This window comes from Chloracidobacterium sp. (assembly GCA_016715795.1).
Classification (GTDB): Bacteria; Acidobacteriota; Blastocatellia; order Pyrinomonadales; family Pyrinomonadaceae; genus OLB17.
Map to the genome: position 1 here is coordinate 591,936 of JADJXP010000001.1, position 15,874 is coordinate 607,809.

The 15,874-nt window shown below is 55.9% G+C and carries 17 protein-coding genes; 5 read left to right on the top strand and 12 right to left on the bottom strand.

Features of this window, described 5'->3' with window-relative positions; genetic code table 11:
- Nucleotides 1-19 precede the first annotated feature (19 nt).
- Nucleotides 20-2,311 carry an ATP-dependent Clp protease ATP-binding subunit ClpA gene (gene clpA, locus IPM59_02680; protein ID MBK9214494.1) on the top strand — a complete coding sequence of 764 codons (2,292 nt, stop codon included), beginning with the start codon at nt 20-22 and terminating at the stop codon, nt 2,309-2,311.
- On the opposite strand, the gene IPM59_02685 is transcribed toward clpA, so the two are convergent.
- The 9 genes from IPM59_02685 to mqnC form a co-directional block, all read right to left on the bottom strand.
- Complete coding sequence (locus IPM59_02685) at nt 2,308-2,979, bottom strand: arginine-tRNA-protein transferase (GenBank protein ID MBK9214495.1); 672 nt, start codon at nt 2,977-2,979, stop codon at nt 2,308-2,310. The genes clpA and IPM59_02685 overlap by 4 nt on opposite strands.
- 7 nt (nt 2,980-2,986) lie before the next feature.
- Nucleotides 2,987-3,823, bottom strand: coding sequence for a molybdopterin-dependent oxidoreductase (locus IPM59_02690; GenBank protein MBK9214496.1), 837 nt, complete (start codon nt 3,821-3,823; stop codon nt 2,987-2,989).
- Nucleotides 3,820-4,485: a cytochrome b/b6 domain-containing protein gene (locus tag IPM59_02695; protein MBK9214497.1), complete on the bottom strand. Its 666-nt coding sequence runs from the start codon at nt 4,483-4,485 to the stop codon at nt 3,820-3,822. The genes IPM59_02690 and IPM59_02695 overlap by 4 nt, the downstream gene beginning before the upstream one ends.
- Before the next feature lie 95 nt (nt 4,486-4,580).
- A complete protein-coding gene (locus IPM59_02700; protein ID MBK9214498.1) occupies nt 4,581-4,874 on the bottom strand; it encodes a Fe(2+)-trafficking protein in 294 nt (97 codons plus the stop codon).
- Nucleotides 4,875-4,928: 54 nt separating this feature from the next.
- Complete coding sequence (locus tag IPM59_02705; GenBank protein MBK9214499.1) at nt 4,929-5,942, bottom strand: radical SAM protein; 1,014 nt, start codon at nt 5,940-5,942, stop codon at nt 4,929-4,931.
- Entirely contained in the window at nt 5,905-6,522 is a 618-nt protein-coding gene (locus IPM59_02710) for a DUF2721 domain-containing protein (GenBank protein MBK9214500.1), read from the bottom strand. Before IPM59_02710 ends, IPM59_02705 begins: the two co-directional genes overlap by 38 nt.
- Nucleotides 6,523-6,579: 57 nt before the next feature.
- Entirely contained in the window at nt 6,580-6,924 is a 345-nt protein-coding gene (locus IPM59_02715) for a DUF962 domain-containing protein (GenBank protein MBK9214501.1), read from the bottom strand.
- Nucleotides 6,917-7,252 carry a hypothetical protein gene (locus tag IPM59_02720; GenBank protein MBK9214502.1) on the bottom strand — a complete coding sequence of 112 codons (336 nt, stop codon included), beginning with the start codon at nt 7,250-7,252 and terminating at the stop codon, nt 6,917-6,919. Before IPM59_02720 ends, IPM59_02715 begins: the two co-directional genes overlap by 8 nt.
- 210 nt (nt 7,253-7,462) lie before the next feature.
- A complete protein-coding gene (gene mqnC / locus IPM59_02725; protein MBK9214503.1) occupies nt 7,463-8,608 on the bottom strand; it encodes a dehypoxanthine futalosine cyclase in 1,146 nt (381 codons plus the stop codon).
- A gap of 40 nt (nt 8,609-8,648) precedes the next feature.
- Between mqnC and IPM59_02730 the strand changes: the two genes are divergently transcribed.
- Nucleotides 8,649-9,182: a DUF1905 domain-containing protein gene (locus IPM59_02730; GenBank protein MBK9214504.1), complete on the top strand. Its 534-nt coding sequence runs from the start codon at nt 8,649-8,651 to the stop codon at nt 9,180-9,182.
- Here the strand turns inward: IPM59_02730 and IPM59_02735 are convergent.
- Nucleotides 9,179-9,985, bottom strand: coding sequence for a menaquinone biosynthesis protein (locus tag IPM59_02735; GenBank protein ID MBK9214505.1), 807 nt, complete (start codon nt 9,983-9,985; stop codon nt 9,179-9,181). The genes IPM59_02730 and IPM59_02735 overlap by 4 nt on opposite strands.
- 66 nt (nt 9,986-10,051) lie before the next feature.
- Between IPM59_02735 and IPM59_02740 the strand changes: the two genes are divergently transcribed.
- Together IPM59_02740 and IPM59_02745 are read left to right on the top strand one after the other, a co-directional pair.
- Nucleotides 10,052-10,687, top strand: coding sequence for a cyclase family protein (locus IPM59_02740; GenBank protein ID MBK9214506.1), 636 nt, complete (start codon nt 10,052-10,054; stop codon nt 10,685-10,687).
- Nucleotides 10,684-11,040 carry an MGMT family protein gene (locus IPM59_02745; protein MBK9214507.1) on the top strand — a complete coding sequence of 119 codons (357 nt, stop codon included), beginning with the start codon at nt 10,684-10,686 and terminating at the stop codon, nt 11,038-11,040. Before IPM59_02740 ends, IPM59_02745 begins: the two co-directional genes overlap by 4 nt.
- Before the next feature lie 3 nt (nt 11,041-11,043).
- Here the strand turns inward: IPM59_02745 and IPM59_02750 are convergent, their stop codons facing one another.
- Entirely contained in the window at nt 11,044-11,883 is an 840-nt protein-coding gene (locus IPM59_02750; GenBank protein ID MBK9214508.1) for an NAD(+)/NADH kinase, read from the bottom strand.
- 137 nt (nt 11,884-12,020) lie between these two features.
- Here IPM59_02750 and IPM59_02755 point away from each other — a divergent pair, with 137 nt between their 5' ends.
- Entirely contained in the window at nt 12,021-13,988 is a 1,968-nt protein-coding gene (locus IPM59_02755) for a peptidyl-prolyl cis-trans isomerase (GenBank protein ID MBK9214509.1), read from the top strand.
- A gap of 60 nt (nt 13,989-14,048) precedes the next feature.
- Here IPM59_02755 and IPM59_02760 read toward each other — a convergent pair whose 3' ends face one another.
- Nucleotides 14,049-15,860, bottom strand: a complete 1,812-nt coding sequence (locus tag IPM59_02760) for an amino acid permease (GenBank protein ID MBK9214510.1) — start codon at nt 15,858-15,860, stop codon at nt 14,049-14,051.
- Between the last annotated feature and the right edge of the window lie 14 nt (nt 15,861-15,874).

Sequence of the window (15,874 nt, forward strand, 5' to 3'; positions counted from 1 at the left end):
CTGTTAGAATAGGAATCAAATGCTGACCCGCGAACTCGAAGAAACGCTGAATTCGGCCGTAAAAGAAGCGGTCCGGCAACAGCATGAGTTCGTCACGCTGGAGCATCTCCTGTTTGCCCTTCTGGAAGACGATGCCGCCCAACAGGTTTTGTTCAGCTGCGGGGCCGACGTGCGAGAGATCGGCCGGGCCCTGAAAGAGTACTTTGACAACGTCCTCGAGAAAATGCCGGCGGACATAAAGACGCTGCCGGAGCTTACCAGTACGTTTCAATCGACGATAAATTATGCCGTGCTCCAGGCTGAGGGCAGCGGCCAACCGGCCGTGGACGGCGGCAACATCCTCGCGGCACTCTATCAGGCTGAACAGTCATACGCCGTTTACCTTCTCCTGCAGCAGGGCATTACGAGGCTCGACATTCTCAATTTCCTGTCGCACGGCATCTCAAAGATCGATCCGTTTCCGGATGACCCATTTTCCGTCCCTGATGATCTTGACGATGATGACGACGAGATCTTTGGGCCGCGTCCGGCAGAGCGGCGAAATCCGCTCGAGAGCTTTACCGTTGAGCTTGTGGCCCGTGCAGCGGCGGGCGAGATCGACCCGATAGTCGGCCGCTCGGCCGAGATCGAACGGACGATACAGGTGCTCTGCCGCCGAAAAAAGAACAATCCGCTCTATGTCGGTGAGGCCGGCGTCGGCAAGACAGCGTTGGCCGAGGGACTCGCCCTAAAGATCAGCGAGGGCAACGTGCCTGAGGTGCTGAAAGACGCAAAGGTCTTTGCTCTCGATATGGGTGCGGTGCTTGCGGGGACGCGGTATCGAGGCGATTTTGAGCAGCGGTTCAAGGCGATCATCACCGAGCTAAAGCAGCAGGAGAACGCCATACTGTTCATCGACGAGATCCACACGATCGTCGGTGCCGGTGCGGTTTCTGGCGGTTCGATGGACGCATCGAACATTCTCAAGCCGGCACTCGCGGCCGGGGAGCTTCGATGTATAGGATCGACGACGCATGCGGAATACAAGGCTGCGTTTGACCGCGACCGGGCGTTGGCCAGGCGGTTTCAGCGGATCGATATCAATGAGCCGACCGTCGAAGAGACGTATCAGATCCTTCGCGGCCTGAAGAGATTCTACGAGCAGCATCACGGCGTCAAGTACGGCAATGACGCCCTCAGGACCGCGTCGGAACTGGCCGGTAAATACATCAACGATCGCTTCCTGCCAGACAAGGCCATCGACATTATCGACGAGGTCGGGGCGTCGGTCAAGCTGCTGCCTGAGAGCCGGCGGCCAAAAAGGGTCTCGGTGCAAATGGTCGAGAACACGATCGCCCGAATGGCAAAGATACCGCCAAAGACGGTCGTCGCAAATGAGAAGGAGCGGTTAAAAACGCTCCGTGAAGACATCAAGAAGGTCATTTTTGGCCAGGATGAGGCGATCGACGCGATCGTAGATGCGATACAGATATCGCGTGCGGGACTTGGGCATGAGACAAAGCCGGTCGGCTCGTTTCTTTTCTCAGGCCCGACCGGCGTGGGTAAGACCGAGGTGTCAAAGCAGCTTGCGCATACGCTCGGCGTCGAGTTCATTCGTTTTGACATGAGCGAATATGCCGAGCCGCACACGGTCTCGCGGCTGATCGGCGCACCGCCGGGCTATGTCGGATTTGACCAGGGCGGCCTGCTGACCGAGGCGATAATGCGAACGCCGCACGCCGTACTCGTGCTCGATGAGATCGAGAAAGCCCACCCGAACTTGTTCAATCTGCTCCTGCAGGTGATGGACTCTGCCACGCTCACCGACAATAATGGCAAAAGGGCCGACTTTCGCAATGTCATTCTGATAATGACCACAAATGCCGGTGCCCGGGAATTGTCTTCCGGCGGCGTCGGATTTCGAAACTCCTCCGACACCAAGGGCAATGCCAAGGGTGTGATCGAACGCACCTTTACGCCGGAATTTCGCAACCGGCTCGACGCGTGGGTCGCGTTCAAACCGCTTGATATCGACGTGATTAAGCTGATCGTCGATAAATTCATCAACGAGCTCAACGGCCAGCTTGCCGAGAAACGCGTCCTCGTCAGCCTCACCGACGATGCCCGCGAATGGCTGGCTGCAAATGGCTTTGACGCCCGATATGGTGCCCGGCCGATGTCACGGCTGATCCACGACAAGATAAAACAGCCGCTGGCGAATGAGATCCTCTTTGGCAAGCTCACCGGTGGCGGCAGCGTTGAAGTGACGGCAAGAGACGGCGAGATCAAACTCGACCTGGGCAAGGCTCGGCAACGCGAAAGCGTGGGCTAGAATATGGCCGGCGTCCAGTTGCCTTCCCAGTCAAAGCATTCCAACGCAGAAAACCGCTTCTTGTAATCGTAAAATGACGGCCCCACGTATGCGTAGCCCGGATAGTAGTACGACATCCCCCGCGAAATACCCCACTCGATTACCTTAAGCATCGTGAAAATGCCTAAGCTTCGCTCACTTTTCTCGGGCTCAAAACACGCATAGATCGCCGAAACGCTCGTAACGCCAGCGTCAAAAAAGCTAACCGCAACAATACGATCTTCGCAACGCGCCGTAAGCTGCAACAGATCCGTGGGAATACCGGCCTTACGCGAAATGAAGGTAAAGAGCGAGTCCGGCCGGTGGTGTTCGAACCTAAGCTTATGCCGCTCAAAGATGTCAAAGACCTCCGGCGACAATGAGGGTGGAGCGACATCCACTTTGATGTCCTGATTCCGCTTTAGTATACGGCGTTGGCTTTTGGACGGTTCGAAATCACTCAGCCGAACACGCAGAGGCAATACCTGTCTGACCTCATCACCGTAAACACCCAAGCTGTATCTGGAGAAATACGTCCCGAAATGCCGCCAGCCATCCGCAAGGAGCATGTCAAATTCCGCCGGCTCGATCGCAGTATCGATCTCGAAGTACTCGTTAATAAAGTTGATGTCAGAATATGCTTGATCCATCTATTTCCTATAGCCCGGCGTACCAGTCATAACCTTGTTCGGCCCAAAAGTCTCGCGGCCTCTCACTCGTGAACTCTATACGGCCTATGCGCTTGATCTGTTTGATGCCGTATTTGGTCGGTGAAGCCAGCCTGAGTGGTGCACCGTGCTCGGGCCTTAGCGGACGGCCGTTCATTTCATAGGCAAGCAGCGTTTGCGGGTGCATTATCGCGGGCGTGTCCCAGCCGACAAAATAGCCGTCGTCCGGCGTCGCAAGCGACACATAAGGCTCTCGATTGTGCGGCGAATAACGGGCCGCAAAGTCAGAGAAACGCACACCGGCAAAATGCGTGATCGTTGACCAGCCCTCGATGCACTTGAACTCGATCACCATATCGGTGCGCGGCAATTGCTTGATCTCTTCGAGCGTCAGGCTGAGGTCATCAGCGCGGCCCGCGATGCCCCCGACGAGGAGCGTCCACGTCGAGGGATCGAACTCGGCCGCGAGGCCAATATCTCCGTTGACTCGGGCGGCAGTTACGTCGTCGCCCGAGAATTCCTTTGCGAGGCGCAATGGGCTGTAAAACGCCTGGCTGACGCGCTCGTTCCACTCAAGCGTCGAACGCAGCAGTTTGTACTTTGTCTCGTCCGACATCCAACGCCAGCCGAGAATGCCAAACGCCGCTGCGGCACCGCCGATCAGGAAGTTTCGCCGCGTAAAGGCCGCCATTCGCTTGCGGGCCTCGTCGGGCGTCAGGGGCTCAGACAGTTGGCGTTGCTCGCGTAGAATCGCAGCGGTATTGTCTCGGTCCGCCTTTGGCAGCTCGCGAACCTCTTCGATCAGAATATCTTCGTTCTCGCTCATTCTGCCTCTGAGTCAACGATCTCGCGGCCGGTGATCATCGACTGAAAGTTTCGCCAGCCCGCAATAACTACTTGGATAACGTGGACCGCAAAAAAGAGCACAAATAATATCGTCAGCCAGAAGTGTATCCACCGTGCCCATTCGTAGCCGCCAAAAAAGGTCGTTAGCCAGGCAAGCTGTGTTGGTTTATAGATCGCGAGGCCAGACAATATCGACAACATTCCCATCACGATGACGCTCGAATACGCGATCCGCTGCGCGTCGTTGTACTTGCCCTGTTTTGGCTTGTCCTTGACGATGTGCGCGTCGTGCAGTGCGACACGGGCCGCTCGTTTGAATGATGACGGCACCGGCAGCAACGCTCGCCATTCGCCCGAAACGATGAGATAAATGACATATGCGATGCCATTCGCGGCAAACAGCCACATAAAAAAGAAATGGAGCTGCAAGCCCTCGGCGAGACGATATGGAATTCCAAGCGAGTCGTTGAACCAAGCCGGAAAGAACCGGAACAACTCGTACTTGCCGACCCAAAGCGAGTAAACCGGATTTGCCCAGTAGATCAGCATCCCACTCCAGATCATCATCGTGAGCAGCGGAAAGTTGACCCAATGCAGCCAGCGGATCGTGAGCGGATGCTTGTATTCGATCTGTTTCGGCATACCACTTCCGGAATAAGTGAAAAGTGATAGGTGAAAAGTGACAAGTTCGGTACTTATCACTTATGACTTATTTCGAAGCGTGTCCGGCGGCGGATTCACCAGTTGATCTTGCCTTCCTGCGAGGTGTCGATCTGTGCGAGCTCGACGCCCTCGTTGAAGAGAAAGATCTTCATATTGTCGAAGAGAAAGGTGTGTGAATCGGGGTTTGATACGTCGAGGCCGTAGTGGTTGATGAGCTGCATCTGCTTGGTCTGCCATTCCTTCCAGCAGCCGGCACAGATCTCATCGAGGACGCGCTGGCCGAGCTCGTTAGGGATAGGGACGAATTGCATCTGCTCGCCCTTGCCGCCGCAGCGTTTGCATTCAAATTTGTCGCCAAATAAAGCCATAAACGGATTTTACCACAGAGGACACAGAGAGCACGGAGTATGAGCGTCGGCTAGCTAATCTTCGATGAAGTCCCGAACGTCTCGAAAGGGCTTCTCGGCGTCTGTGAAATCCGGCCGGTAGTAGTGCGACGCCGATTCGTATTCCTGCATAAAGCCCTCTTCCATGCCGAGTTCGTCGAGCAATGAGACCGCCTCAAACCATTCGCCCTCGGAGATGCGTCGCGAAAGCAAAACATAACGATCATCGGTCGCAGCCTTATTGGTCGCATAGTATTGGGCCATCAGCGAGATGGCGGTTCGTGGGCTTAGCTCGTCGCGGATCCAACGCAGGTTGGCTTCGATATCGGCGATGCCGTTGGGCAGGACAAGCAGTCGGATGAGCAGGCCGCGTTTCAGCAAACCGTCATCGTCGAATACCAGTTCGTCGCCCATCTGCCGGTGCATTTCCTTGATCGCAGCACGGGCGTGTTCCCTGTAATCGCGGACCTTCGAGTACTGAAATCCCGCGTCCGAATCGGCGTATTTCAGGTCAGGCAGATAGACATCGACGATGCCGTCGAGCAATTTTAGGACCTCGACCGAATCATAGGCGTTCGTGTTGTAAACGATCGGCAGCGTCAGGCCTTGTCGGGCAGCGATCAGGATCGCGCGGGCCATCTGCGGAGCAAAATGCGTCGGCGATACAAAGCCGATGTTGTGACAGCCGCGCTCCTGTAGCTCGAGCATCATTTCGGCGAGGCGTTCGTGCGTGACCTCGTTCTTGCGCTGCTCACGCCAGGTTTGCGAGATCTGATAATTCTGGCAATAGACGCAGCGGAGATTGCAGTTGCCGAAAAATATGTTTCCGGCGCCTTTTGTCCCGCTCAAACACGGCTCTTCGCCAAAGTGCGCGGTGTAGCTTGAGACGATCGGGAGCCGGCCGGAATAGCAGGCGGCGATCTCGTCATTGAGGCGGTCGTTGCCGCAATCCTTTGGGCAGACGGTGCAGGACACAAGCAAACTTTCAAGAGCCGCGACGCGCTCTTCGAGTTTATTCTCCGCCAAAAGTGTCAGGTATCTTGCGTTCACTGATCCGTGCGGGCTTCATGCCCTTTGCCTTGCCTTTGCGCGTGTATTTAACGGCCACTTCACGCGGGGCAACCTCGCGGGCAAGTTCCCATGTGAAGTCCATCTCGGCATTAACGGTCGCCGTCGCCATTCGCGTTTCGCGGAGCATATAGATGCTGCCCCAGAACAAGAACATTATCCCGATAATGCCGATCGGTATCGGCACCCAGCGGTAAGTACTGAAGAATGCAGCCACAGCGATCGTCACACTCGTCAGGATAAAGCAGCCGAGGCCGTAGTAGAAGAGTTCCATTGCCCGCTGCAGGATGCGCGAGCGGCTGGTGACCTTGTCGAGCAGATCGACGATCACCTCGACGCGTTTGTCGTAGAGCGGAACGTCTTCTTTGTCTTCGTTATAGATAAGTTCGCTCAAGCGGTCCTCAAGCGCACGCACGCGGTCGATCACACGCCCCAGACGCGTCGATGTCGAAAGCACAAGCGAGCCGGTCGCCGATATCAACAACGCCGGCGTGACCATCGCGGTTAGAAACTCGATGGTCGAATTAAGCGCGTCAGGATTGACTATCTCACTCGCAGGCATACGATAAGTTTTACCACATAGAACACATAGGACACATAGTATGGAAAACTATGTGTCCTATGTACTTATGTGGTTCCTCGAGCGATCGATGCGTTCGACCTCACGGCCCATGCGACCGGTGAGCATGTACCAGATCATTTTGTAATCGGAGATGAAGGACCAAAACGGATATTTGAAGGTCGCGGGCCTATTCTTTTCCACAACGAAATGAGCGAACCACGCAAAAGCGTAACCGACCACAAAACACAGCGGAAAGTAATACCAAGTGCCCCGCCAGATGAACCATGCCAGCAGCACTAGACCGAGCGAGGTGCCGATAAAATGCAGCACGCGCGTCAGCGGTTTGCTGTGTTCCTGCAGGTAAAAATCCCAGAATTCCGCGTAGCTTTTCACGTTAGTAATTGACTCGCACGTAATCCGCGATCCCGATGCCGATAAACGCGCAAACGACCTTGAGCCCGGCGCCGACAACAGAGAAGACCGGCACTGCGATCAACGCCGCAATAGCTCCCTTCAATTCTCTCTTTACAAGGAAGCTGGTCAGCAGAAATGCGAAAGTTCCCATTAGCACCGACACGATAAGCCCAAGCACGATAAAAGCGATCAGTCCCGGCCGTGCGTCGCCCCCACTAAAGCCGTTCATCATGATCAGCATGAAAAAGAAAATAACCACGCCGATCGCGATATTGATCAGCAGGGTCAACGCAAAAGCGGTAATCTTTGCAGCCATTTAATCCTTATGAATGATTCGCAAGTCTCTTCTTTCGTTTCTTAGGGATCGGAACGATCCGTGCTACAGGTCGTCGCTCCCGGCCGTAAACGATGAGAAAGCTCCTGCCGAGCTGCACTTGACTAAGTACCGCCGATAATCGCGTCTTAAACTCCGTGACAGAAAGGCTTTCCATACAGGTCACTGTAAACCGTCATTACTTCCGCTAGGCTAATCCGCAAATGCCACGCTGAGTTCCTTTACCTTCATCGAGGCACTTCGGTCGATGTCAGCGACATCTTCGCGGTCAACGTAATTATAGAGAATATCCCGCTGCTGCGGTCGGTAGCCGGCTTCGCGGATCTGGTAGCGGAGATCGCGTTCGCATGCGGAGGTCGACGCGCCGGCGGCGGAGACTACGTTTTCCTCGATCATGATCGAGCCCATGTCGTCGGCTCCGTAGCGGAGCGCGACCTGGCCGAGCTTTAGGCCCTGTGTAAGCCATGATGCCTGGATGTGCTGGACGTTATTGAGGAACAGCCGCGAGACGGCGAGCATTTGTAGATAGTCGATCCCGGTCGGTTCCTCGGTGATCTTGCGGCCCAAGGCCGTATTCTCGCGCTGGAAGGTCCACGGGATGAACGCCGTGAATCCGCCGGTCTCATCCTGCAGGTCGCGAACTTTTTGCAAATGCGCGACGCGATTCGATATATCATCGCCGATGCCGAACATCATCGTCGCCGTCGTCCGCAGGCCGACCTGATGGGCGGCACGCATGACGTCGAGCCATTCCTGCGAAGTGCATTTTGTCGAGACACGTTTGCGGACCTCGTCGTCGAGTATCTCGGCACCGCCGCCTGGCATCGAGTTGAGTCCCGCGTCCTTTAGCCGCTGCATAATTGTCACGTAATCGAGACCGGAGATGAGGTGAATGTTGTGTATCTCGGGCGGCGAAAAACAGTGGAGCTGGAACTTAGGATATTTCGCATGCAGCGTTGAGAGCAAATCCTCGTACCACTCGATATCAAAATCCGGATGCAGTCCGCCCTGCATCAGAACGCCTGTGCCGCCGAGGGCTATGGTCTCGTCGATCCGCTTGCAGATCTCGTCCATCGAATGAACGTAAGTGTCCGGCTTTCCGGGCCGCCGGTAGAACGCGCAGAATGTGCAGACGACGTTGCAAACGTTGGTATAATTGATGTTACGGTCGATGATGTAGGTCACGACGTCGCCGGGATTCTTCCGTTGCCGAATCTCGTCGGCGGCTACGCCGATACGGGCGATGTCGCGCGATTCAAGCAGGGCGGCACAGTCTTCGGCTGACAGGCGTTGGCCGTCGAGCACTTTGTCTAAAACGGGCTGAATTGACGACGTCATCGGCTTTATCTTAGCAAAACAAGGGCTTAAAATCAGGCGGATGGCAAACCCGACGAAGACGGCGAAATTCAAAACCGAACTCTGCAAGCTCGCGGCCGATTACGGCTGGCATTTCATAGTTGTTAAGAAAAAGATCGCCGAGAGTTTCCCGTCTGACGGTAAATCGCGACGTGTCGTGTGCACGCTGAACGGCAACGTTTCGTTTCAAGCCGGGCTGATGCATTACCACGGTGATTTCTTTATAACGGTCAACAAGCCGACGCGAGTAAAACTCGGACTCGAAGCAGGGGACAAAGTCGATGTTGAACTAAAAGCGGATGAGAGCAAATACGGCATTCCAATGCCTGAGGAGTTTCGCGAGGTACTGGATCAGGATCCGGACGGCGACCGTCTCTTTCACGCCCTAACGGCCGGCAAGCAGCGGAGCCTGCTCTACTACATCGGCAAGGTCAAAGATATCGACAAACGTATCCATTATGCACTTATCGTCGTCGAGCATCTCAAGAACAACGACGGAAAGATCGATGGCGATAAGTTGTATAAGGAACTGAAACGGCCGCTCTCCGATCTTTAGATGAATTGCAGAGGTATGTTCCGCTCTACCAGGCCGTGTTTAGCGGCCAGTTCAAAGTAAAGTTTTAGGCCGCCCATCATCGACTCGTCCGGCGAATATTCGATGTTGTCAGTAAGATAAGCTGCCATATCGGCGGGCGAAAGCCCAAGCTGAGAGGCGTAGTTAGCCGCGATCTGAGAAACATGGGCCAGGCCCTCATCGCGAGCACCGGCGAGATCGATCACGCAAGTTTTACGACGGGTCATCCACATCGCAAAAATAAATCCGAGGCCCGTGTGCCGGTGCCATAGTTCAGCCAGATCAAAGACCGGTCTGTCGCCCGACGCAGAGGCCGTAAGCGCCGGATCGCCGATTATCAAAGCTGCGTCGGCACTCGCGAGCATCGCGGAGAGGTCAGGAGAGGCTTCGCGCCATTCAGGCTCAAAGCCCAGGAACTCGCGAAATACTATCTTTGTCATTACGGCCGATGTCCGTGACGAGTTGTCGAGGGCCACGGATCTCACATCGGCAAGGCCGCATCCATTGGTCACAAGGCACACGCTGCGGACGAACCGCTTTGATCCGACACAAACATCGGGAATTACACGAACGCCTTCTATCGTCTGAGCACAGATGACGGGAACAAGCGCGACATCGACGCGATCCTGATACAGGAGTTCAGCAGAGCGCGACGGGGCATTGTCGAGTATCAGTTCGGCGGTGCCGTGGTTCGATCCATAGAGAAACGACCACACGAGCGGCGCGGTATTGGAATAGGCCGATGCTGATATGCGCGGCGTGATCACCAGAAGTATGAGTTTCACCCAAGCCGGCTGAGAACGCAATTGCCGTTTTGGCGGCATTGCAATGGGTCGATTATCCTATCGACAGTGAAGATCTACGACGTAACCGTAACTATCAGCGGCGAGACGCCCATTTATCAGGGCGATCCCGGCGTTGAGTTTGCTTCAGCGGAGGCGATTGCGAGCGGCGGAACGGCAAATGTCTCAAAGGTCTCATTTGGTGTTCACACCGCGACGCATGTGGATGCGCCGAACCACTTTATCGAAGGCGCACGACGCGTCCATGAGCTTGATCCTGCAAAACTGATCGGCCCCTGCCGTGTCATTGAGATCGCGGACGATATCACTGCGATTGAGCCGAAACATCTGGGCAGCATCACGGGTGTCACACGCTTGCTCCTGAAGACACGCAATTCCGGGTTCTGGGCCTCGCCTGAAGACGGTTTTAGGAAGGATTTTGCATACCTGACGCCCGACACGGCCCGAATGCTGGCCAAGCATGGGATTGTCCTCATCGGCATTGATTACCTGTCGATCGAAAAGAGCGGCTCGCCGGGGCATCCTGTTCATGTAACGCTGCTGAGCGAGGAGATCGTCATTCTCGAGGGCCTCGATCTGCGCGAGGTCGAGCCGAGCGATTACGATCTTGTCTGCGCACCGCTGAAATATGACGGCGCGACCGGCGACGGAGCACCGGCAAGGACGTTCCTGCTAAGGAAATGATCGCCGACCATCCGGCATATCGAGAACGCGTTTACGAGATCGTTCGCACTGTCCCCGCGGGACGGGTGATGACGTATGGCCAACTCGCGCTGATCCTTGGTGAGGGCTACACCGCCCGAACGGTCGGCTATGTTATGCACGGTTCGCCCGACGACGTGCCTTGGCAGCGTGTGATAAATGCGCAAGGGAAATGTTCGACCGGCCGGCTTACGATCCCATTGAATCTGCAGCAGGAACTGCTTGCGGCCGAAGGCGTTGTATTTAACGCCGCCGGAAAATGTGATCTCGGGACCTACCAGTGGTTTCCCGAAGGCCTCATGGAAGATGACGCCCAGCCGAGCTTGTTGGCGTAACTCTCAACGGCCCCACTTGAGCTTGTTCCGCAAAACGTCAAAGTAGTTTCGGTTTGCCGGCTGGACGAGGTCGAATGTAACCTCGCTCTTGCTGACACGGACAGTGTCGCCGGCCTTCATCGCAAAGCCGGTCTGCCCGTCGAGGCCGAGGATGACGTCTTCGGCGTCGCTCCTGAGGCGAAGCTCTATTTCTGACGTATCAGGGACGACGATCGGGCGATTGGTGAGCGTGAAGGGACATATCGGCGTCAGCACGATGGCATTCATTGATGGATAGATGATGGGCCCGCCGGCAGAAAGGTTATAGGCCGTCGAACCCGTCGGCGTGGCCACGATCAGGCCGTCGGCACGGAACGAATTTACGTGGAGGCCGTTGAGCTTGACGTCGATCTCAATAATTCGGGAGAGGGCCGCCTTATTGATGACAACGTCGTTCAGAACACGGCTCGGGGCCGACGGACCGCCGGTGTGTTCGACGTCAAGCATTACACGACGGTCGATCTGATAGTCGCCAGCGAGTACCTTCTCGAGCGCGGGCAGCATCTCCTCGATCCTGAAATCTGTCAGGTAGCCGAGACTGCCGTGATTGATGCCAACCACCGGGATCGACACCTTGCCGATGAATCGAGATGTAGCAAGCATTGTCCCGTCGCCGCCGAGGACGACGATCAGGTCAGACCCTTCTATCATTGCCGCGCCGTTCGCGTCTCCCGCCGCGATGGGGCCGTTCGGGAGGCTGACATCACGGGCCGCAAGCCATTCCGACAGCTTGGCGGCTGTAGAGATGGCCTCAGCGTGTTCGGGCTTTACAACGATAGCGGCCTTTTGGATTGAACCTGCCATATGCGCTGAAACGTGTTAATCATCAACGATGCATCGGCAAACTGCAAGCATTCCGTTAGCGCTTTCGGCGGCGCTTTTGTTAGAATTGCGGTTTGTCCTTTTAGGCAAGTATCCTTCACTTAGGGTTAGGTTTAGTAATGCTTAAGTTTTTTAATCGTCTCGAAAAGACACGCAACTTCGTTCTTCTTATGTTCGCGATCATTATGGTCGTGAGCTTGATCCTCTTTTATCAGCCGACGCAGCAGAGCTCGCTGGCAAACCTCTCGAGGAGCGAGGAGACGGCGGCCTCGGTTGCAGGCGAAAAGATCACGGTCGGTGAGATCGCCCGGCAGCAGGAGAACGAGAGCATGTTCATGCGCGGACAAAAGTCGCCGGCCAAGACCATTGTCGATCGATTGGTCAACAGCCGGATACTTCGTGTCGAGGCCGCCCGTCTCGGCCTGACGGCCAGCGACGCCGAGGTTGCCGCAAAGATCCGTGAGACGAACAAGCCTGAAGAGGGCAAACCTTTTGACGAGGCCGTTTACAGGCAAAACGTGACCGAGCAGTTTGGCAGCATCTCTGACTACGAAGAGAGCGTGCGGGACAACATCAGCATGCAGAAGCTCGAGGCCTTTCTGACGGCCGGCCTGGTCGTGTCGGAGGAGGACCTGCTCGATAATTTTCGCCGTAAGAATACAAAATTCGACCTGAGCTATGTCGCGGTCAACAGTGCGGACCTGGCCAAGAAGATAACGCCGACCGATGCGGAGCTTCGAGATTATTTTGAGAAGAACAAGGCGACCTACTACGTCAATGTGCCGCAAAAGAAGATCAAGTACATCTTTGTGAACACCGCCAAGATCGGCGAGAAGCTGACAATCTCAGATGCTGACATTCGGACCGAATATGACAATCTGCCGGCCGATAAGAAGATCGGCGGCGTTCTCGGCCAAGAGATCGTTCTACGAGTCGCAAAGCCGGAATTCGACTCACAGGTCCAAACAAAGGCCAGCGAGCTTGTGCAGCAGCTCCGCAAGGACGGACAGATCGTCAGCGAAGAGGCCTTTGCAACGCTTGCAAAAGGACATTCGGAAAGCCCTGTTACGGCTTCCGCCGGCGGCAAACTCGCCGGGCCGGTCCGCGAGAATGTGAACAAGCCGGACGATCCGTATCAGCGTCTGCTCAAGATGAAGCCCGGCGAGATCACCGAACCTATCAGCTATCAGGGACGCTACTTCATCCTCCGTCGCGGCGAGGACGTGGAGAAAAGCTACGATGTTGCCAAGAAGGAGATCGAGATCAGCCTGCGAAACCGTCGGGCGTACACCGTTGCTGCGGAATTGGCGCAAAAGATCGTCGATTCGCTAAAGCAGACCAAGGACGTGCAGAAGACGGCTGCCGAATTTGCCTCTCAGGCAAATATGAGCGTTGCGGAAATGATAAAGGAGACCGCCTTTGTCAAACCCGGCGATGACGTGCCGAATATCGGCGTTTCGCCACAGTTTGAGGAAGGGATAGCTCCGCTCAACGCCGTCGGTGACGTCGGTGAAAAAACGCCGATCCAGAACGGTTTTGCGATACCGATGCTTGCGGAGCGCCGTGAGCCGCGCGATGCCGAATTTGACGAGGTAAAGGCCCAGATAACCGACGTCGTCAAGCTGGACAAGGCCCGGGCCCAGGTCGAAGAGATCGCAAAGCAGATCGCCGCATCCGCCTCGAATGCAGCCGGCATCGCCTCGGCCGCGTCAGCGAAAGGATTTGCGGCCAAGGACCAGAAGAGCTTTATACTCGGTTCGCCGCTCGGTGAAGGAGCGACCGCCGCCACAGGCGAGGCGATCGAGGACGCCATCTTCGCTCTCAAGGCGGGTGAGGTCACTAAGACGCCCGTCAAGGTCGGCGAAAATTGGTTCATCGTCGGTGTTACAAAGCGCGAAGATGCGAATGAGGCCGATTTTCCGACCCAGCGGTCCAACCTGCTCGAACAGATGCTTGCCAGCCGACGCTCGGCATTCTTTGGCGACTATCAGGCAGCCGCAAAGAAACGCTATGAGACGGACGGCGCGATCACGATCTACAAAGAGGTCCTTGATCGGATCGACGCTCAATCGGCGGCCACTCAGTGACCAATTAGAAAGGGCAGCAGGTTTGGGACCTGCTGCCCTTCTTCATGACCTACCAAGAGGCTACTTCGTATGGAGTTCTGCGTAGTGGACGAAGAACCAATACGTGATTCCTGCCCAAATCGCAAGATTAACAAGCGACGCAATCAGCCCCAGGTTACGCGTCGATTGATTGCGTCCGCCGGTCCGGTCGCCTTTGCCGTACATCAGCACCGCGATCAGGACGCCGGTGATGGCCCACGCGAATGAGCGAACGGCCACCTCGATCCATGCCGTTCCCCACACCTGCCATATTGTCAGCCCGATCGCGAGAATGATCGCCAGGATAGCTGCGACAGGAGGCCGATAGTCGGCTGGCGTCTGCCGGTTGGCGTCAGCGTCTGACACCTTGCCGAGGTGGCTATTGTTATAGCTGTAGGCAAAGTAAACGACAAGGCCGATCGACATCCAGTCGATGAGGCGGATCCATGTATCCAACGGAAGGCTGTTCATCAGGTACGCAGCCGACAACACCGTAAAGATCGGGATGATCGGTGAGAACGGCACCTTGAACGGGCGATGCAGGGCCGGATTCGATGATCGAAGAATGATGATGCCTGTGGCAACGATGACGAATGCGAACAGCGTCCCGATGCTGACGAGCTCACCAAGCAGACTGATCGGTACGAAACCCGCGAGCACCGCGACGATGACGCCGGTTATGGCCGTGGTGATATGCGGCGTTTGGTAACGCGGATGGACCTTTGCGGCCCATTCGGGCAGCAAGCCGTCCTTAGACATCGAATAAAAGACGCGCGGCTGGCCCATAACCATTACGACCATTGTCGAACTCAGCCCGAGCACAGCACCGACCTTAATGATCGTGGGAAAAACGGCGAAGACCGCACCCATCGTCGTGCCCTTCGATACCTTGGCGGCTTCGTCGATCGCGGTCGCGATCGGGGCTGCGGCGTTGGTCAACAACTTGTAATCGACCAGGCCGACCATGATACCGGAAACTAAAATATAGAGAACGGTACATACCGCAAGCGAACCAAGGATGCCGATAGGCATATCTCTTTTCGGGTTCTTCGCCTCCTGCGCCGCCGTCGAGACCGCGTCAAAGCCGATATAAGCAAAGAAGATCACGGCCGCGCCTGTGACCACACCGCTGAAGCCATAGGGCATAAACTCCGCACAGCCGGGACTTCCCACGGTGCAGCCGATGCCCATATTTGCCGTGTTGACGTAGCCGATGCCGGCAACGATGAAGAGGACGACTACGAGCGTCTTGATTATCACGATAAAGCTGTTAAAGCTCGCAGATTCTTTGATGCCGCGTATCAGCAGCAGCGTAACGGCCACAGCGATCAAAGCGGCGGGAAGGTTGAAAATGCCAGTCCCGATAATATTGCCGGCACTGTCCTTGAGCTGTTGTCCGGGCGGTGCGCTGAGACTCAACGGAAAATTGATGCCAAGCGTGTCACGCAAAAGGCTGACAACGTATCCGGACCAACCCACAGCGACAGTTGCGGCACCGAACGCATATTCCAGGATCAGGTCCCAACCGATGATCCAGGCTATGAACTCGCCCAGCGTGCCGTATCCGTAGGCATAGGCGGAACCCGAGATCGGCACCGAGGCGGCAAATTCCGAATAGCACAGTGCGGCAAAGGCACTGACGACGCCGGCCAGGATCATCGATATGACTACGGCCGGGCCGGCATGTTTACCAGCAGCTTGGCCGGTCAACACAAAGATCCCGGTGCCAATGATCGCACCGATTCCGAGCATCGTAAGGTCAAGTGCCGACAGCGCTTTCTTTAAGGTGTGCTCGCCGGACTCCTCAGCTTCGGCGATAATCTGGTCGATCGGTTTGGTCGCAAATAGTGACATGAAAACCTCCTAGA